Origin of the sequence: Salipaludibacillus sp. CUR1, from assembly GCF_021028955.1 — a bacterium.
Classification (GTDB): domain Bacteria; phylum Bacillota; class Bacilli; order Bacillales; family Salisediminibacteriaceae; genus Salipaludibacillus.
The window spans coordinates 1-18,944 of record NZ_JAIWPE010000053.1 but is presented as its reverse complement, the minus strand read 5'-3'; the positions used below and the strand labels follow the sequence as shown (position 1 = coordinate 18,944).

Genomic DNA, 18,944 nt, shown 5'->3' with positions numbered 1-18,944 from the left:
TTATAGAAAGGATGGGACAAATGGGTTTAAGACCACTTAAATGTGAATGCTCAGGGTTGGCAAACTTTTTATCAGAAACAGATTCGCTAACAGCTAATATATGTCCGGACTGTAAACTTAATGGAAGTGCCTTCAACTTTTCATGGCAGACCTCCGGGCATTCATTTAATGCTACAAAGATTAATCGACCTGAATGTTTTGAAATAGGTTCACGAAAATATTTACAAGTTTGCGGCAGAGGTGACGGAACCATACCAATAGATGTTAACGTTATAACATTTGAGAACTGGATGTTTACTCTTCAACTTATAGAAAATGAAAATGGGGAGCCCTTCCTTATAACATGGGTTAATGGCAGTCTTGAGAGCGAGGAAGGTATTTCTTCTGCTTTTTTCGGGTGGGAACTAAGGCCTAATGACCTTTCAATCACCCCTTGTAATCCATTGCCCACTTTTACTTCTGCCACTGTACCGGCCGCACAAAAAAGTATAACTAAAAACACTAAAATTACATTTATCAATGGAAAGTTAGATAAAAAGGAATCCTAATAACGCTGGTTGGCTGAGTTAACTTGCTCCCTCTTTAAGCTCACAAGAGGGAGTATCTTCTCGATGTCCTTATTAATATCCTGTCTTTTATATGGGAGATTAAGAACAAATGAACTTCATAATGATGAGAAAAACGCCAAGTGACTAGTACTTGGCGTTTTTACGGGGCTAAAGCAATCTCTGAAACTTTTGTTTTCCATATAATACACGCATAATAATAACTTCTTGTTCCAGGTCGTCGATTAAATAGAAAGCTATATAATTATCAATAATAAGTTTCCGGTAACCTTTTTTTCTTAAAAACTCATCTTCTGGTAATGGACACGAAAAAGGCAAATGTTTTAATCTTATAATATTCTTTTCAATTTTGTTCATCAACTTTATTGCAGCAGATTGGTTATAAAGTTCATGAGTGAGGTAATTATAAATATGCTCCAGATCCTCTTCAGCAATAGCTGTCATTTTCACTTTAAAATTATTTTTTTCCATATTTATTGTTTAATCTCTCAAAGACCGTCTCTGCATCCAATAATTCTTCATGGTTCTTCACTTGTTTTTCAGCTTCAGCTAATTTTTCATATAACTCAATTTTTGCCTTCATTTTCTCAAATGCTTCGATACTCATGACTACCAGGTCGCCGTATCCATTTTTCGTAATGTAGATTGGCTCTCCGCTTTTATGACAAAGGTCCGAAATTTCCGTCGTATTTCGCAAATCTTTCATAGGTCTGATATGGGACATGTTAATCCCTCCAATTCATAATTATAACTTAATTAGATCATAATCATCACATAATTACAACATAATCACTATTTTAAGCCCCTGGAAAGAGTTTGTGAAAAAATTCAGTGATTACAGAATGGAAGGAATCAGGAAAAATTTAGCGAATAGGAATTAAGCAGGAACTTTGCATCAGAAAAAATATGGCGTGTAAGGTTTGGTGAAAAGGTGTGGTTATATGATTAGAGATAAGAAAAAGTTTTATATGGCCCTTGTTCTCTTTGCAGTAGCAATGGCTATGAACTTCCCTTTCCCGCATGATTATCCGTTCGGGCAAAGCGAAATGGTTGTCTTTATGATTACTGTGATTAATATAGACGGATGGTCTATATACGGGGTTGTAAACTTAATGGTTTTAACTGCTAGCTTCTATTTCCTTATAAAGGGATTTGAAAAGTATCACATTCGGCTGATCATCGCCGGAATTCTTATATTCACCTTTCTTCCTTCAGGGCTCGTTAATGCCTATCAGCAAACCTTTGCTTCTGACATTTATGCTGTCGCTTATGACAGCAGGGCGAGCAACTGTAAAGTAACAAACTACTCAGAAACCAAATCCCTTGCGCGGTGCAATCTACATTTTCAAAACCATAGCAGTGAAGCTGTCCTGTTCAGTATCAAATTTCATGAGGAGTACTGGTTTGATTTTCAAAATGAATCACTAGTACTTCTCAATCAACATGCCCCTTATGAGGTGGTGCTTCAAGGAAACGAAAAACGGGTCATTACTATTGAAGAGGAAATTGATGTATCTGCAGTGAAAGAACCTTTTAATGTAACTGAAATGATAGAGGTGAATATCATCATTTCTTCAGATGCCGGCAGAAGAGAACTTTAAAAGATGAACGCCCCTGTCCCCTTTGTTTTGACCACCAGGAGCAGGGGCCGCGCTCTGCTGCCGCGCCAGGCTTACCGAGCTTACTTTAAGCTGGTGTTACATGGTTATGATGCTGCAAAATAGATTCCCAGACTAGCTTATTCTCCAAGTGTCCCCGCCTTCGTTCAACATCACGAAATGAATCAACTTTGACGAATGACCTAGTTTACAGAAGTCAATCATGCGTGTAAGGGGGAAAAATAATGGATATGTCTAAAATCAACCGGTCAAAGTGGAGAGGCGTGTACGGCGCAATGACCGCTGGCGGTCTTATAATATTATTTCAAATGGCTGAAGGTACATTTTCTATTTTTGTTGTGTTAGGTGTATTAACTGGTGTTCTTATTTCTTATATAATTACATTAGTCTATATTCAATATAAGAAACCTAAGAATGACGAGGAGGAACGACCTATGATCCAAGGTTTATATGAAGCGCATTTACCGGTCAGCAATTTAGAGCGTTCAATTGAGTTTTACAAAAACCTGGGGCTTGAACTCTCCCATATCCATGAGGGAAAGCTGGCTTTCTTTTGGACAGAAAAAGATAAAAGCTGGCTGGGGTTATGGGAAACGGATAAGGTGGAGCTTGACTACCACCCTTCCATAAGGCACATCGCTTTTCAAGTTTCTTTGGAAGGGCTGAAAAATTCAGTGTCCTGGCTGAATGAGAGAGGTTATGAACCGAGGGAAGCGTTCGGATTTGAACCAACAGAGCCATTTGTGATGGCTCACAGCGGGGTGGCCCATGCCAAAATCCATTTTAACGATCCTGACGGCAACAGCCTTGAATTTATATGCAAACTCCCTAACCCAAAAAACTTTACGGAGCGTATGTACTTAAGCGAGTGGGAAAAGTTGAACGAAGACAGGTAGGGTTTAGAAACTGCCTGGACAAAAGGGAGTTTGGTTGTTTCTTACTTCCTTTTTTCAGGATAGCACCAGATGAAGCAAAATTTATTCTGAAGAACCTGATAAAAAGAGGCCATATTCTTCGTTATTTAAGTAATTTTTGTCTAATTTCAGCAATAAACTGTTCTACATTATCGCTCATGATCTGTTGTCGTTATCATTTAATTGCTCTTGTAGAGTTTGTAAATTTGCTTTCATTTAAAAATCCCCCTTTAAATTCTCTCAGTACTTTACGATTGTTTTAAGGAAAAGTTGCAAGTTTTCTAGGCACCCTTAGTGATATTATAAAATTATAATTGGGGGAGGGGATAAATAGTGAGTGTAAAGCTATTTTTTTAATATCTTAGGTTTTATCATGATAATAACGGGACCTTTTATAGTTACTGTTTTAGGTGGGTCTTCTTACTACTTCATAATAACTGCTCTTGGATTTATAATGTTTTATATATTTAAAATTGACTGATTATTTAAAAAGAGCGCCACTTAGTGCGCACTTTTTTATGAATAGAATTAACGGATCAACTCCGCTGCACTTTTTTAATAAGCTGATTTGTTTACCCCTATCTGAAATTTCAACCAAAATTTTCTCACAAGCCGGAGGATCCAATAGAAAAAGAAGAAGTTAAAAATAAGCCCTAATACGGCAAAATTTACTCTTGAGAAGGGCTCATGAATCGCTAGCCACTGTGCGGGAAATCCGTATTCCACGAATCCCTCTCCTGAATAAACACCTATGACCGGAACAAAAACGCTCAGGCCAGTGAGGAGATAACTTATAATATACAATCGGTAAAAAGGTTTCTTGCTCATATCCCAGAGATAAAATACTGCGGCTCCAAGCCCAAGGAATAAGGCAATCATTCCGGCAAGCAAGGTTACATGGCTAATATTCTCAAATGTCATCATAGAAATCGAGTTAAGTACAATTAAAGTTAATACGATAAAGAAAATTTTCCAAAACCGGTTGGACATATTATCCCACTCTTTTCTCAAAAAGTTTTCAACATCTTCAAAGCCAGGAGTCTAATTTCTTTCTATAATATATACGGCCCTTCTATATCTGACAGAATGCAGTTTTTAAATTAAAGCCTCATCGTTTATTCCTCTAAAACCTTTTCAAAAAACTCCTTCCCCTCTCTCCTAAAGCTTATAAGTGAAAATCTCTTCGTCAAATTCCGGATCTATTAAGCCTGTATCGCTAAACCCATGCTTTTCATAAAACTTTTTCGCACCGCTGTTATCCCGGGTGATGCTTAGCACAATTTCGTCTACATCAAAATAACCTGAAATATATTTAATCGTTGCTTTTAAAAATGAACCGCCTAGCCCCTCCCCCTGGCAACTCCGGTCAATCATGAACCTGTCGAGCCAGATATAACGGTCTGTTTTATTTTCGGCTCCGATCATCATAAATCCGACTGCCGTGTCTTTTCTAAACAAGCCATAGCATTGCCAGTTATGTTCCGTATCAAAAACAGACTCGAGAAGGGACATGTCATTGCTCTCAATAAAAGCTTCCTGGCTTTTATCCGGCCTTAAAGCAACCACCTTGCGCCAGTTAGACGAATCTACGGGAATGATGCTCAGGTTTTCCATACTAAAACTCCTAATCTTTTTCTTTCCGTTGATTACCTTCTGATCTTATACTCTTTCTGTTACGCCCTGACCTTGTCTCAGGTTTCATTTCGTTAAAACATATACACCCATTTTACGTAAAAACGCCAAGTGTCCAGCACTTGGCGTTTGAATTATTGGCGTATATATTTCGCAGATCCCTATAAACGTTAACAGGCAAAAGTTAGACTTGAACGAGTTCTTTTTTGCTTAAGCCGAGCGTCTCAGCTGTGGACATTTGAACTTCCTTCAGAAGTTCAGGGTGCTCCATTAAAGCCTTGCCGTATGAAGGCACCATTTCTTTAAGTTTTGGTTCCCATTCTTCAAGATGCTCCGGAAAGCATCTCTCTATCAAATCAAGCATGACGTGAACGGCCGTGGACGCACCTGGAGAGGCTCCTAATAAGGCTGCGATCGAACCGTCCTCGGCTGTGACGACTTCGGTTCCAAACTGCAGCGTCCCTTTGCCGCCAGCTTCTGTATCTTTTATGACCTGAACACGCTGGCCGGCGACGACTAAATCCCAGTCTTCGCTTTTAGCGTCTGGAATAAACTCGCGAAGCTCGTCCATCCGTTTTTCTTTAGATAAGAGAACCTGCTGAATGAGGTATTTTGTGAGCGCCATCTCTTTGGCACCGGCGGACAGCATCGTCAGTACATTATCCGGTTTAACCGACGACAGTAAGTCAAACATCGACCCCGTCTTTAAAAACTTCGGTGAAAAACCTGCAAATGGTCCAAACAGCAGCGATTTTTTATTATCAATATAACGGGTATCCAAGTGAGGCACCGACATTGGCGGCGCGCCGACTTTCGCTTTCCCGTAAACTTTCGCATGATGCTTTTCAGCTATAAACGGGTTATTACAGACTAAAAACATGCCGCTTACCGGGAAGCCGCCGATATGTTTCCCTTCAGGAATGCGGGTTTTCTGCAGTAAGTGCAGGCTCCCTCCCCCGGCTCCAATGAAGACAAAGTTTGCCGTGTGGTGTCTGACTGAACCGCTTTCAAGGTTCAGAATTTTGAGTTCCCACAAGCCATCGCTATTTCGTTTAATATCTTCAACTTCATGCTTGTATTTGACGGTAATATTCTGGTTTCCCATGTGGGAAAACAACTTGCGCGTTAATGCGCCAAAATTAAGATCTGTCCCTGATTCTATCTTAGTTGCCGCTACAGGTTCATCCAATGATCGGTCTTTCATCATAACCGGAATCCATTCTTTCAATTTTTCTGGATCATCACTGAATTCCATTCCATCAAACAGAGGATTTTTAGACAACGCTTTAAATCGTCTCTCTAAATAAGAGACATTGTCTTTTCCTTTAACAAAACTCATGTGCGGAATCGGTCTGATAAATTCCTCAGGATTTTGCAGCAGATTGCTGTCAACAAGGTAAGACCAGAACTGTACGGATGTCTGAAAATGCTGGTTAATATTACACGCTTTACTGATATCGACAGATCCATCCGGCTTTTCAGCTGTGTAATTAAGTTCACAAAGTGCGGCATGCCCAGTCCCTGCGTTATTCCATTCGTTAGAACTCTCCTCACCGGGACTTGAGAGTTTCTCAAAAACTTTGATCTCCCAGTCAGGCCTTAACTCGTGCAGCATCGTTCCTAAAGTAGCACTCATAATTCCGGCACCAATTAAAATGACATCTGTGTGAGTTTCAGTGTTGTTCATCTCATACCAACCTTTTCTCGTAGAATTACCAGATAAGGTGAAGGCATCACCTGCAGAGCGGCCTGCTTCACACTTTGTCTGTCACAACAAATATTTTTAAGAGAGTAGATTAAATTTTTTCATAGTTTAAAATATTTATTATCATATAACAAATTCAGGATATTTACAAGGTGGCAATAGGGTAAATTAGCCAAAAGAAAGCCCTGAATACACGAATAAATGAGGCTCATGTGAGTTTAACAGTTAATTTCCGTCCTGCTGGCAAAATTGCAATTCTGCCAATCTGCATTTCTCTTTTCTTCCGTCCACTCTCTTAAAGTCTGGCTTGTGAAAAACGAAAGACATGCGGCTAATTAATTTTAAAATAAAAGTTACGTGGCTATTCCCCTTAAGTAAGCGATTACAAACTCTATTTTACACTATTTACACTGTGAATTCATAGTTTTGATTCCTAAGACGTCATTCACTGGCTTTTTTCGAGAATGGGGAGACGTCTTCATGAGGGATTTGTTGCTGATCAAGCTGATGCAGCAGAGGCGCTGCATCGTTTTTATGGACCGCTATCCTCTTCTTCCGTTTCATGTGTAATGTGAGGGCATAGTAATCCGTCGAATCGGGGAACATGCCGTAGAAATCATCCCCAATCGAAATCTCTTCAACTTTATAAGAACGAAGCTTCTCCCATTGAATCCTCTTCTCATCTAGATAAAGTCCGTCTTTTGTAAGAAGAAAGCTTGGTATGGTCATTTGCCAGACGGCCATTAAAGGAATCCATAAGATGAGCATCGCATTAGGAAATGACAGATCGCTGCTGAATATAATAAAAATAATTCCTATCGCCAGGCCCCCAAATGCAAACCACTTCTTAACGCGCCAGTCACGGGACCGAACACTTAATGGACGGACTTGCCCATAACCAGTGACGAGACGGACATCGTTCCCGTTAAAAAAAGCGTCTTCAGATTTCCGAATCATTTTTCGCGTACGAACCAGATTAACAAGAACAACTAATCCAATTAACACTGCAACACTAATAACCCACCATTGCATCGTTTCACTCCTGTCTCTGCTTAGTTTTTAATGAACCCTGTCTACCGACGCTATATCAGTTGGCATATAATCTGCATCCAATTATTAGAAGTACGGAAACGCTACCGGTAAAGTTTCGCCAATTCACTTATGCCTCTCTAATAAATTCAACGAGATACTGTCTTTCCTGCTCATTCAAATCCTCTAATGCCGCCGTAAAGTGGTTAACGATCGCCAGCATTTCCGGGCTCATGCCGTCGCCCGCAGAATCAATCATCATCCCGATGACGGCCCCGGTGAACGTCGCTATCTGAATAGAAGGAGCCGCTGAGACGTTTACGAGATTGACCGTTAAGTCTTTTACCGTCCTTCCCTGGCTGTTCAAATGAACAAGCAGCACGCCAATAAAAGAGGCGCACAACTCCACTTTCGACTGCCCGGTACTGAATTTCTCTAGCAGCTGCTCAATTCCATTGTCTGAGTCCTCGCTGTGGTTGTTTATAAAACTTAGAACTTCCCTCTTGATTTGCTTCCATTCCTGTTGATCTGTAAGAGGACCGTTATTTTGCTCAAACAGGTTCTGCGACTTTTCCGTAGGGACATATACGACAAGGGACCGGCCAGTTTCGTTCGGGTTAATGGTGTAGGTGCGCTGCAGGAAACCGTGCTTTTCAAGTTCCTTTAATACATCGTAAGCTGTCCATTTGCTTACGCCTATGGACTCGGCAATATCTGAATAGTGCACCGGCTGATCCGATGATGAATGCATCTGAACAATTTTTTCTAAAAATTGTTTGCGGCGGTTTGTCAGTTTCATGCTCACTCCTCCAATCATTTGCTGTTCCGCTGGAAGGTTCCTTCTATTATAACTTGACACGGTTTGAGACTTTAAGTTATAAGAATGGTAGAAGGTTTTTTGGTCTTTTGGGTATTATGTTCTTAGCTTATCGCATTTGCAGTTTTCTATCCATAGATTATAAGCGAGTATAATGAAGCGAAAATCAGAAACATAATTTTTTCAATAATAAGGGGGACTTGGGATGCGTAGACTTTACACTCTTTACTGCAGACTGTTTCAATTCGTTTTAAAACAGACGGCTTATTTTCTTCCGTGGCGGCAGCCTGAACTGTTAGAAGGGGAACACAGCTTAAAGCGGCTGCCCGATTTGGTAAAACAGAGAGGCCTGGATCGTGTGCTGATTGTCACAGACAAAGGCATTACTAAGCTCGGTCTGATGGATGACCTGCTAAGAGGATTACATGAAACAGGAGTAAGTTATGAGGTTTATGATAAAACCGTCCCTAATCCGACCATTGATAATATTGAAGAGGCCCTGGGGCGTTATAAGCGCCAGCAGTGCGAAGGAATCATCGCTTTTGGAGGCGGGTCGCCAATAGATTGTGCAAAAGGTGTTGCCGCCCGGGCTGCCAGGCCTGATAAATCCCTCTCCGAGATGAAGGGGCTCTTAAAAGTGAGAAAAGACATCCCTCCCCTTTTTGCAGTTCCGACAACTGCCGGAACAGGGAGTGAAGCAACCGTAGCCGCTGTAATCTCCAACAGCGCCACACATGAAAAATACGCAGTAAGTGATCCTAAGCTGATTCCTCACGCGGCTGTTCTCGATCCTCTCCTGACAAAGGGGCTGCCTCCGCATATTACCTCCACAACAGGCATGGATGCGTTAACGCATGCCGTTGAGGCGTATATTGGAAGAGGCAACACCGCACAGACAAAAAAGTACAGCCGGGAAGCCGTGTCGTTAATATTTGAGAATCTTTATCCGGCATACGTTGACGGCTCGGACATGACCGCAAGGAAGAAGATGCAAAAAGCGTCATTACTGGCCGGCATGGCGTTCACCCGCGCCTATGTAGGCTACGTCCACGCCATCGCCCATACACTGGGCGGATTTTACTCGGTGCCGCACGGTCTGGCTAATGCTGTCATCCTCCCTCATGTACTCGAGTATTACGGAAAGCCGGCGTATAAACCCCTGGCTGAATTAGCTGATGTTGCCGGTCTGACGCAAGGTGCCGAATCAGATGTCATTAAAGCCAGAATCTTTATTGATGCGGTAAAAAAGCTGAACGAGGATATGAACATTCCGGAAAAAGTGAGCGGGATTCAGGAAAAAGATATTCCACTCATGGTAAAGCGGGCCTTGGAAGAAGCAAATCCGATGTATCCCGTGCCAAGGATCCTTCATAAAGAGGATTTAATGAAGCTTTATTATAAAATTAAAGCATAATGTAAGACTTCTGGAGGCTAGGCAGGTGAGGTGTTGTCCACTCATTCGTTCATCCGGGCGATGAGTGGATTTTATATTTGTTTTATCGTCCGCTCATTCGATTATCCGCTCGTCAAGTTTCTCATAAATGATTTTCAAGATTAATTACTCTCCTTTTAGCTCTCCAACTTCAAAAAAACACTTCTGCAGCCTTCAATAAACAGAGTGAAATTTTAGCGAAACGACGGTCCTGCCTTATGTTTATGTTACAATAGAAATACTAGTTGATATTATGACCTGTTACTAATTGAAATGCGGAAGGAATGAATCTATTTTGGCAAATACCCATACGTTTTCTAAAGGGGAAGAAATAGCTAATGCCACGGTGCATGGGATTGGTGTCCTGTTAAGTATTGCTGCTTTAGTTATTCTGATTGTATTCTCATCCCTGCAAGGCACTGCGTGGCATATCGTCAGTTTTACACTGTTCGGAACCTTTATGACTCTTTTATACACCTCCTCTACCCTTGTCCACAGTTTCCCTCCTGGTAAAGCAAAGGATTTTTTTGAGATTATGGATCATTCATCCATTTATTTTTTCATTGCCGGCACGTATACGCCTTTTTTATTTATTGCTGTAGAGGGAACGTTGGGATGGATTCTCTTCGGCATTGTCTGGGGGCTTGCGATCGCCGGAACTGTCTTTAAGTCTTTTTTTGCGAAACGGTTCCTCCATACGTCCACCCTGCTTTATGTCTTAATGGGATGGATGATTGTGTTTGCCTGGGGCCCTTTAGTGGAAAACGTGCCAGCTCACGGCATCGTGTTTTTAGTTATTGGCGGCATTTTATACACCGTCGGCGCTGTCTTCTATGTATGGAGAGGGTTTAACTACCATCATGCGATCTGGCACGTCTTTGTACTCGGAGGCTCCGTCATGCACTTCTTTTCAGTGCTTAGTTTGCTGAATTAATTATTAGTCTTTAGAAAAGTTTTGCCATCTTAAGAGGCAGCAATTTAAATTATGCCCATAAACCCCATGCAGATAACTGCATGGGGTTTGTTTGGCACCTATAAAACTTATCTTTGTAATCTAACCTGTATTAGATTTTATCTAAACAGTTCATTTACCTGTTCCGTATATTTTTCAATTTAATAAAATGGGGGTTATTGAACAATGGAACCCGCGTCTTTTTTCTTCTTAATATTAGTAACTGCAAGTCTGACTATTAAGTAAATAATAAAAGCATTTAACAGTAATGCAGCAGGGTTTATGTGCAAACCAGCATTTCCATTAAAAAAGTTACCGAAAAACCATGCACTCGTTGGTTCTTGTTGATATATCGTTATATATTTTAAAGGAAAACCATAAGTGTAACTTCCTATACCTTCAAAAAAAAATTTACTTGGTATAAAAAAAGGTACTATAAGACAGATGATTAAACTCCAACTCATATGTTTCCTGTTCAGCCTTCTCAAAGAACCCCTCCCTTATCGAATTCTTATAATTAGCGACATTTCAGCTGCAACAGCTTGTCCTGTATCCCTTCCGTAGCGTTATCATAATAAATACGTGAAGAAAGCTCTCTGGACCTTCACTATCGTCCTGGTTACTCATCTGCTTATTTATTTAAAGAAAGGGTTGCTTTCTTCAGACTTTTTCTTCATAAATAAACCGAAGCCTGCAAAAATTATCCCCATAAGTCCGCCCATGAAAAACATCATATTTAACTCTTCTTCTCTCATCATGCTGAGCATAAAAGGGCCTCCTGAAAAGCAGATCATTCCCCAGCCCAATGCTATTAGCCAATACTTCATAAATTATGAACCTCCGATATGAGTAATTATAGGGCCAGCCACTCCTTTGTATGGACTGCCAATTTATTATCCTCAAGTGTATATTAAGTAAAAACAGTTTTACGGCAATAAATGAATCACCATTGTGTACAAACTTGAGAATACACTCTCCTTAAATCAAGACCAATAGAAAGTACTAAGCTATTGTTATATAACTTAATACATGTCCTTATTCGTCAACCACTCCCATTACCAGAGTATCCACTACACCTTCAGTCTTTTTTTAAGCCGAGTTAAAACTAATCCCCAAAATCATACGTTTCTTTTACCCATTCAAGCACCTCATCTGGGTTTAAGGTAACGAGCTTATCATCTTGCCCTATTGAAATCAGATAACCTCTAGTTTCTGTAATGTCAAAATCTAATTCGTCCGGCTGTTGATGAGAAAAGAAACGATTAACCTCATTTAAAAAATCGTAATTTAATCTCCCATCAGTGTTAATTTCTTCAAAGTTATCTAGCAGTTTAATTTCCCCCATTAGGTCTGAACTTGGCCCACCGTCTGTTCCGATCGTATGAAGGTTCACATATTCCTCATTAATAGGTTTGAATACGTCATTTATATAATCTATTGTCATCGGTTTAAAGTGAACCTCTTTAGCCAAATGTTGGGAATTTAAAGAAAAGACCTCGGAAATGTCTGTGTACTCCTGTCCCTCTCTTTCAAAAGCATTCTCAAACGTCACTTCAACTTCTTGTGGAAATTGCTCCCTCCCCCCTCTTTCATTAAAAAATTCATCAGCTGTGATAGGATTCTTTTCGTTAGGTAAATAGATTTTAGTCTTTTCATCTGTAAGGACTTGGTAGGTTTCCGCAGAATAGGTTTCCAATTCATTAATCGCGTCATAAAGTTCAAAGCTAAATCCACCCGATAGAGAATCATCCACAAATAAAGTGAAAGCATTAAGGGTTGAATTTGGATCGCCTCTTAAATAGTCACCTTCTAATTTTAGTGTTTCTTCGGTATCGTCAGATGAACATCCTACCGTCACTAATCCGCATAATCCCAGTACCATCCACAAGTATTTCAGTTTCAGCTCCTCCTTTGGAATAATATGTAATAATTATAACAAATTGTGTTTCTGTTCTTTATGAATAGCCTCATAATAAGATGATTTAAATTTAGTGACAAAAAACCCTTCTACAAGGATTTTTTCACTGTCACTTTGGGCTCGTATTCGCTTATTACTTCAAAAGTATCCTGAGTCGTCACAAATAAATGATGTTCCACAGAAAATGCTTCACTACTGGGACCAGATAGCTGGTCGTGCCAATTAATAAAATCAGAGTCAGTCATTTTGTAAAAGCACCATTCTTTATTATCCGCCCCAAAGGCTGTTTTTCTAGCTTCAGATGCTATTTCTACGAGATCCCCTCGTTTAAATTCTTCTGTAAATCGAACAGCCCAGACAAACATCCCATCCCTGAAGTCTCCATAAGTAAAATGAAATTCATTTTGTAAGTTATCATTAAATATAAATTTCAACCCTTCTTCTCCATACATCATTTCTTTAAAATGCAGTGAGCCATTAAAGTTTTCAATTGGCTCCCATACTTCTAATTTTCTCTCACTCATGAATAATCACCTATCTTTAAATTTAATATCTCATTTTGTTTGTTAAATAATTTGCTTTCTAACATTATTAGTTTCCCCAGACGCTTTCTGATTGAATTCCCCCCGCTCACATGCAAACTTTAAAACTCTGCTTTATAAATGTAAGCCACTGGTTCAATCCAAAAACGACCGACTATTGTTTAACAATCTTGTAGAATAACGAGTCATGTAGATACACCACATCCTGTCATGACGTGGTGTCTTTTCTTTCGTTATTAAAACGATTCCATGCTATTTCAATACCTATACCGCCTATAACGATATACGCTACCATGAGCCCTGTCGCAAACCCTTGGTCTAAATTATGGGGTACGGTAAATAAAAATACTGCCAACGCAACACCTGCTAAAAAGAATAAGATTCTGTAAAAATACTTTGGTCTATTCATTTCATTTCTCCCCCTCTCCTTACTTTTATTCCCTGTGTACCAACTATTCTAAAAGTTAATCTACCCATCATTTTCTACTCCCCATAAATACACCACTCCGCTATGCCAGACCTGTATGAGTGGTTGTTTCTTGTCCTTTGCATTTTTTACCAGTCAAACCATTCGTCTCTTACTTGCCAATTATATTCAAAAAAATGAATCATCTTTAGTCCCCCAATATTGTTGTTTATGCCTCATCTTTCTCTCACAATAAAATGGATAAATAGTTCCATTTACACTTAAATTTCACCCCCTTATGTATGCACCATAGTATGAGCAGAGCCATAGGCTAAAGTCAGGTGTTTAAGTCATTTTTTAAAAAAGCTAGGCTTATCCCCTTATCTTTACGGCACAGCCTATGTTTCATAAATCTTTTCTTATAGTTAAGGTGGTCGCATTTAACCTTCATTTTTATAAAGACTGTCTTTAAGGAGGCCGCTTGCCATGCTGCTATTAAATACCATGTTAACAATCTTCGCTCTTATTGGGGTTGGTTTACTGATTGGCAAGAAAGTAGCCATGACACCTGAAATTAAAAAGCTGCTCATCTTTATGATTTTAAATATTACGCTTCCTGCCATTATTCTGAATGGGTTCCTGGAGATTTCAGCGCAAGAAAACCTGACGGCTAAACTTGCGAGCATCTTTTTCTTCTCACTTTCTTTTAATATATTAGGTTTAGCTTTAGCCTATGGGATGATGAAAGTGTTCTTACAAGAGAGAGAAAAGGTTTCTGACAGTGCTTTTCTAGCGACATTCGGGAATACTGGTTTAATTGGAATTCCTCTGTGCGCTGCGCTTTTCGGGTCTGAAGGAGCCGTCTTTGCTGCTGTTTTTGATGCCGGAATGTGCTTGGTTCTGTGGACACTCGGGGTGTATACGATCCAAAAAGACAGGAAACTGACAATAGGGTATTTGAAAAAAGCGTTCACCGCCCCTGTTTGTGCGGTCTTGATTGGAGTTGTGATTGTTTCATTCAACCTTACTCTACCTATTATCCTGCAAAGTTTTGTAGGCAAGCTGGCCGGAGCTGCGACACCCCTTGCAATGTTCTTTATCGGGATGCTGATTATAACGGTCCTCAAAGAGAAATACACCATTCCCTATAGAGCCGTGGCTATGCCGGTATTAATTAAACTGCTCATTTTACCAATGATCGGCATACTGACTGTTCTTATTCTGCCTTTGCAAAACTTGGAGCCACCGATTTTAATTATTCAAATGGCCATGCCCACCATCGCCACGGCCCCTGTAGTTATGGGGATGTACGGAGCTGATGAAAAGTTTGGTGTCGTGACAATGATGACCTCATTAGTTATTTCACTGTTTAGTGTTTTTGCTATTTTTTCTTTTGGAATTTATTTTTTATAATAAAGCGGTTACGATCAATGTGGGAGTAGGATTTAACGGTCAGTCTATTTATTCCCCCTAAGTAAATTTAAAAATTGCAGGCCATCTGATGGAAGACCTTTATATGCTCCCCACCAACGAGGGTATTTCAATGGAATGGCAGTTACGAGAAAACTGAAAATGTTAAAAACTGTGATGCCAATTAAAATAGAATGTATATTTCCGTTTGAAACATTTATCATTAACAATCCAGATATGCATCCAATCAGCAGTGACATTACAGGTCCCCCTGCTAAAGCTGTCATCCTTTGGCGTTTAGCGAGATTATCATCCCATTTGCAAAAACCAAAATAAGCCCAATGAATGTAAAAATGAAGCCTTCCAATACTTAACGTGTGATTATTTTTATGCAGACTCCCTAAATAAATATGGGCATGGGACTTTGACGATAGAACAACCCCGATCCCATGTCCTATTTCGTGTAATAAGACACATAAAGGAATTATTAAAATATAAAACAGCAAGAATATAACTATTACTTTCTCCTCTTTGGATACAAGCTAACAAAAGCATTATTAGCTTAGTGGATCTTCTTTCACTTATTAGACTGCAAAATGAAACATCCACACAATAAGAAAAATACTCACGATTCCCCATACTGTTGATAACACAATCCACCAAACGATAGGTTTAGCTGCACCTTTTGTACTTTCCATAGATCTATTTAGAAGGGCAAGCTTAATCTCCATATTTTTCTTCATGGAAACGAGAATAATAAATCCGATCATGATGAATCCACCAGACAGCCAAAGTAATAAATTCACTGTTAAGCCTTCTTTTAGAACGCAGGAATTTCAAACAGGAAAACGACTGCTAAAATTGTATTTGCACTTTAATGGATAATTAACTAATTAATGCTCTCCCTTTAGCTTAACATCATTTTCCAGTTAACAAAAAAAGTGTTAAGAGCTTATATTAAATTTCTTTTCAAATTCCTTGAATGTCTTCTCCAAATACTCCTTACTTGGAACTGTTTTTAAAATGGCTTGCTGCTCATATACCTTTCCACCCTTTATAATACTGAAAATCTCTTTTGTATTTTCAATATTGTCCAGTGGATTCTTGTCTAAAATAACTAAATCAGCAATATGATCTTTCTTTATCATCCCGACTTGTTCTAAATTAATCGACTTAGCAGCTTTGTTCGTTGCGGCTTGAAGGGCTTCCATCTCAGATAATCCAATTTCCACAAACAACTCCAGCTCCCGATGCAGACCCATTCCAGGGAATGTCCACACACCTGCTGGGCAGTCTGTTCCTGTTACAACTGTTCCACCTAAATCATGATACGTTTTTGCGATTCGTTTAGTAACATTATTTAAAAAACCTAAATTGTCTTTAAATGTGTCTTCATTTTCAGCTAAGCTTTCCCAATGCTCAGTTAAGCCACACGACTGACTTAATAATCCACACGATTGAGTTATAACATTTTTAGGATCCCACGAATTTGGCAAAAGTTGAATTTGATCGAACACTGTTAAGGTTGGGCAAAGCTTCACATTATAGGCTAATAACTTTTCGCAAACTTCATCAATTTTGCCTTGGTTTACCTTCTCCCAATCTATATCAAACCCTTCTGCCTGCATGTGCCATCCTGGATACATGGCTTGAATAATTCCTGAAGCATGTTCAAACCAGGTAACGCCTAGTTCAGCCGCTTCTAACGCGTTGACTGTCGAGTGAATAAGATCACAACTTACTTCCAGATTATACTTTTGAGCCTCCTCCACCACAGCTTTCATCACTGGTTTTGATAACAAGCCATACACTTTGATAAATTGTGCCCCATTACGAACTTGTCTTCTCACTTCTTTTCTAGCTTCTTCAGGCTGCTCTGTTACAAAATTTGCAATACCTGTCGGTCCCCAAAGTCCAGGTGCTCCGTCAATCATGCGGTCTGCCGAGTACACCCGCGGAGTTGGCGCATTGTTTTCAGCTTGAATTAAATTATCAAGTTCCATGACATTTCCAGCTGTATTTCTGATGGTAGTGACACCAGCTGCTGTAAAGTGTGGGGCAAACCCTTCTTTTATATGACAGTGCATATCAATTAATCCAGGAATCGCAAACTTGCCTTGCATATCATAAGTTTCATCGTATTTCTTGTTCACTTCACTATGGAATATTTGTGTTATCCGCTCACCTTGAACTTCAATTGATCCTTGGAATACTTTCTCTAATTCCACATCTATAATAGATAAGTTTTTTAATAAATAGCCCATTCTACATCCTCCTTTAACTTGTGTTAGTTCCATCATAAGGTACAATAATTTTAACTGGATAAAATTCTCATATAGTGGAATTTTTAAAAAAGGAGAATCGTATGGAACTTTATGGGCCAACTTTAAGAAAAATTAGAAAACAAAAAGGCTTATCAATGAAAGAACTAGGCAAAGGCTCTCTCTCTGTTTCTTTCTTATCAAAATTTGAAAGAGGCGAATCAGATATCTCCCTGTCATTAATGAATAAATTGCTTACACGATTAAATATTTCTTTTGATGAATTTTTGTTTATATATAACAATTATTCCAACCAGACAATTGATTCATTTTTTAATGGTGTTAATCAGGCTTATATGGAACAATACATAGCTAAGTTGGAACAATTAATGGAAGTTGAAGAAAATCGGAATCATTTGATTTTACTTGAACTCTACTCTAATATTCTAAAAAATGAAAACAGTGATGATCTACAGCTTAATCCGCAAACCTTATTTGATTACCTCTTCTCTGTGGAAGTGTGGGGTGACTATGAATTAAAGCTGTATAGATCAACCATGTTGTTAATGAATCCTGAAATGGTATTGAATTTATCTCATACCGCTTTTAAAAAAGGCAGGCGTTATCATTCATTTAAAGATTATAAAAACGTGATGGCAAGTATTTACTTAAATACGATCATTTATTTAATAGGTCCTGTAAATAAGGGTGATGAAATGGTCACCAAATATGAGGAGGATATCCTGAAATTCTTTTCATACATCGAGGATCTTAAGCTAGATGAACATGAAACTCACCTTAGGATAAACGTAAAATATATTAATGGAATTTATATGATTAAGAAGGGGCAAGTTGAAGAAGGCACAGAATTAGTTAACAATATGATATCTATATTAAGAGACCTTAATTGTGAAAATAATGCTTCCGATTTTGAACGCTTTTTGGAATTAATTTTAAAAGGAAGAGAAAGTAAAGATCCAGACTTTTGTACTTGAAGCTGGAGACCAGATAATTGCAGAGGAAGACCGAAAGAATATAGATAAAAATCTTTGGAAGATAAATTAATTCTGATAATACCACCCCTTGTCCTCTTTTTACCTAGTAACGCCAAGCACTCTACCACGCATTGGCAATACACTTACCAATGGAATAAAAAAGCACCGTAAAACAGAAAACCCAAAAACGCATAAAATAATGCATTTTTGGGTTTATTTGTAATATAAGGTTATTTTACTAGCGTTGTTTTTAGTAAATGTAAAGCTAACTTTCCATAACCTTCAAAAAATTAACCCCATTTTTATTAATGGACATTGTTTGGTAACTATATATCACAAATATTTACACAAAAGATAATACTATATAAGCGCTAACTAGTACTGGGAAAACAATGAAAAACCAATTTAGCCCTTGTAACATTCTCACTAAGACACCGGAATTTTGTTTACCTGATTTTCTAATGTATAAGAGTGAAATTAAAGCAATTACAGGAGTTGAAAAACCTAAAATTCCATAGTTTGGATCCGAAGCATCTACTAATTCTTCAATCAAAAATGAAATAAATAGGATGTTAAAAAATAATAATATTAATGGAATCCACATTTTAAATCTTTTTGAGTTGTTAGCTGTTTCTGCTAGCTATAAATGACTGATTGCTGACAGCGTTGTCTGTCCGGGATTTGTCGAGTATACTGTCATTAAAAAGCTGCAGAAAGGAAAAAAGAGACCCAAAGGATGTTGACCG

Annotated in this window: 22 protein-coding genes; 7 read left to right on the top strand and 15 right to left on the bottom strand. The window is 38.8% G+C overall.

Annotated features, from left to right (window positions below):
• The first annotated feature begins 20 nt into the window (after positions 1-20).
• Positions 21-548 carry a hypothetical protein gene (locus K8O68_RS10480; protein ID WP_230896836.1) on the top strand — a complete coding sequence of 176 codons (528 nt, stop codon included), beginning with the start codon at positions 21-23 and terminating at the stop codon, positions 546-548.
• Between the two features lie 168 nt (positions 549-716).
• Here the strand turns inward: K8O68_RS10480 and K8O68_RS10475 are convergent, their stop codons facing one another.
• Entirely contained in the window at positions 717-1,037 is a 321-nt protein-coding gene (locus K8O68_RS10475; protein ID WP_230896835.1) for a type II toxin-antitoxin system RelE/ParE family toxin, read from the bottom strand.
• Positions 1,024-1,290 (bottom strand): type II toxin-antitoxin system prevent-host-death family antitoxin, encoded by a 267-nt coding sequence (locus K8O68_RS10470; RefSeq protein ID WP_230896834.1) that lies wholly within the window; start codon positions 1,288-1,290, stop codon positions 1,024-1,026. The genes K8O68_RS10475 and K8O68_RS10470 overlap by 14 nt, the downstream gene beginning before the upstream one ends.
• 217 nt (positions 1,291-1,507) lie before the next feature.
• Here K8O68_RS10470 and K8O68_RS10465 point away from each other — a divergent pair, with 217 nt between their 5' ends.
• Both K8O68_RS10465 and K8O68_RS10460 read left to right on the top strand, forming a co-directional pair.
• Positions 1,508-2,167, top strand: a complete 660-nt coding sequence (locus K8O68_RS10465; RefSeq protein ID WP_230896833.1) for a hypothetical protein — start codon at positions 1,508-1,510, stop codon at positions 2,165-2,167.
• Positions 2,168-2,619: 452 nt separating this feature from the next.
• A complete protein-coding gene (locus K8O68_RS10460) occupies positions 2,620-3,081 on the top strand; it encodes a VOC family protein (protein WP_230896977.1) in 462 nt (153 codons plus the stop codon).
• A gap of 573 nt (positions 3,082-3,654) precedes the next feature.
• Here K8O68_RS10460 and K8O68_RS10455 read toward each other — a convergent pair.
• The 5 genes from K8O68_RS10455 to K8O68_RS10435 all read right to left on the bottom strand — a co-directional run bounded on the left by K8O68_RS10455 (position 3,655) and on the right by K8O68_RS10435 (position 8,264).
• On the bottom strand, positions 3,655-4,089 hold the full coding sequence (locus K8O68_RS10455; RefSeq protein ID WP_230896832.1) for a hypothetical protein: 435 nt from the start codon (positions 4,087-4,089) through the stop codon (positions 3,655-3,657).
• Positions 4,090-4,257: 168 nt separating this feature from the next.
• Positions 4,258-4,713, bottom strand: coding sequence for a GNAT family N-acetyltransferase (locus K8O68_RS10450; protein ID WP_230896831.1), 456 nt, complete (start codon positions 4,711-4,713; stop codon positions 4,258-4,260).
• Positions 4,714-4,915: 202 nt separating this feature from the next.
• Positions 4,916-6,418 carry a malate dehydrogenase (quinone) gene (gene mqo / locus K8O68_RS10445; RefSeq protein ID WP_230896830.1) on the bottom strand — a complete coding sequence of 501 codons (1,503 nt, stop codon included), beginning with the start codon at positions 6,416-6,418 and terminating at the stop codon, positions 4,916-4,918.
• 459 nt (positions 6,419-6,877) lie between these two features.
• Positions 6,878-7,468, bottom strand: coding sequence for a hypothetical protein (locus K8O68_RS10440; protein ID WP_230896829.1), 591 nt, complete (start codon positions 7,466-7,468; stop codon positions 6,878-6,880).
• A 127-nt stretch (positions 7,469-7,595) separates the two neighbouring features.
• Positions 7,596-8,264 carry an Lrp/AsnC family transcriptional regulator gene (locus tag K8O68_RS10435; protein ID WP_230896828.1) on the bottom strand — a complete coding sequence of 223 codons (669 nt, stop codon included), beginning with the start codon at positions 8,262-8,264 and terminating at the stop codon, positions 7,596-7,598.
• Between the two features lie 223 nt (positions 8,265-8,487).
• On the opposite strand from K8O68_RS10435, the gene K8O68_RS10430 reads away from it, so the two are divergent.
• On the top strand, positions 8,488-9,696 hold the full coding sequence (locus K8O68_RS10430) for an iron-containing alcohol dehydrogenase (protein ID WP_230896827.1): 1,209 nt from the start codon (positions 8,488-8,490) through the stop codon (positions 9,694-9,696).
• Between the two features lie 313 nt (positions 9,697-10,009).
• A complete protein-coding gene (trhA, locus tag K8O68_RS10425) occupies positions 10,010-10,648 on the top strand; it encodes a PAQR family membrane homeostasis protein TrhA (RefSeq protein ID WP_093047371.1) in 639 nt (212 codons plus the stop codon).
• A gap of 194 nt (positions 10,649-10,842) precedes the next feature.
• Here the strand turns inward: trhA and K8O68_RS10420 are convergent, their stop codons facing one another.
• The 5 genes from K8O68_RS10420 to K8O68_RS10400 all read right to left on the bottom strand — a co-directional run bounded on the left by K8O68_RS10420 (position 10,843) and on the right by K8O68_RS10400 (position 13,535).
• A complete protein-coding gene (locus K8O68_RS10420; RefSeq protein ID WP_230896826.1) occupies positions 10,843-11,154 on the bottom strand; it encodes a hypothetical protein in 312 nt (103 codons plus the stop codon).
• 147 nt (positions 11,155-11,301) lie between these two features.
• Positions 11,302-11,493, bottom strand: coding sequence for a hypothetical protein (locus tag K8O68_RS10415; RefSeq protein ID WP_230896825.1), 192 nt, complete (start codon positions 11,491-11,493; stop codon positions 11,302-11,304).
• Between the two features lie 278 nt (positions 11,494-11,771).
• Entirely contained in the window at positions 11,772-12,554 is a 783-nt protein-coding gene (locus K8O68_RS10410; protein ID WP_230896824.1) for a hypothetical protein, read from the bottom strand.
• A 119-nt stretch (positions 12,555-12,673) separates the two neighbouring features.
• A complete protein-coding gene (locus K8O68_RS10405) occupies positions 12,674-13,108 on the bottom strand; it encodes a hypothetical protein (RefSeq protein ID WP_230896823.1) in 435 nt (144 codons plus the stop codon).
• Between the two features lie 226 nt (positions 13,109-13,334).
• A complete protein-coding gene (locus tag K8O68_RS10400) occupies positions 13,335-13,535 on the bottom strand; it encodes a hypothetical protein (RefSeq protein WP_230896822.1) in 201 nt (66 codons plus the stop codon).
• A gap of 483 nt (positions 13,536-14,018) precedes the next feature.
• On the opposite strand from K8O68_RS10400, the gene K8O68_RS10395 reads away from it, so the two are divergent.
• Positions 14,019-14,945: an AEC family transporter gene (locus K8O68_RS10395; protein WP_230896821.1), complete on the top strand. Its 927-nt coding sequence runs from the start codon at positions 14,019-14,021 to the stop codon at positions 14,943-14,945.
• 44 nt (positions 14,946-14,989) lie between these two features.
• Here K8O68_RS10395 and K8O68_RS10390 read toward each other — a convergent pair whose 3' ends face one another.
• The 3 genes from K8O68_RS10390 to K8O68_RS10380 all read right to left on the bottom strand — a co-directional run bounded on the left by K8O68_RS10390 (position 14,990) and on the right by K8O68_RS10380 (position 17,206).
• Positions 14,990-15,202 (bottom strand): hypothetical protein, encoded by a 213-nt coding sequence (locus K8O68_RS10390; RefSeq protein ID WP_230896820.1) that lies wholly within the window; start codon positions 15,200-15,202, stop codon positions 14,990-14,992.
• A gap of 324 nt (positions 15,203-15,526) precedes the next feature.
• Positions 15,527-15,748: a hypothetical protein gene (locus tag K8O68_RS10385; protein ID WP_230896819.1), complete on the bottom strand. Its 222-nt coding sequence runs from the start codon at positions 15,746-15,748 to the stop codon at positions 15,527-15,529.
• A gap of 138 nt (positions 15,749-15,886) precedes the next feature.
• A complete protein-coding gene (locus K8O68_RS10380; protein WP_230896818.1) occupies positions 15,887-17,206 on the bottom strand; it encodes an amidohydrolase family protein in 1,320 nt (439 codons plus the stop codon).
• Positions 17,207-17,307: 101 nt separating this feature from the next.
• On the opposite strand from K8O68_RS10380, the gene K8O68_RS10375 reads away from it, so the two are divergent.
• Positions 17,308-18,198, top strand: a complete 891-nt coding sequence (locus K8O68_RS10375) for a helix-turn-helix domain-containing protein (RefSeq protein WP_230896817.1) — start codon at positions 17,308-17,310, stop codon at positions 18,196-18,198.
• Positions 18,199-18,944: the final 746 nt, after the last annotated feature.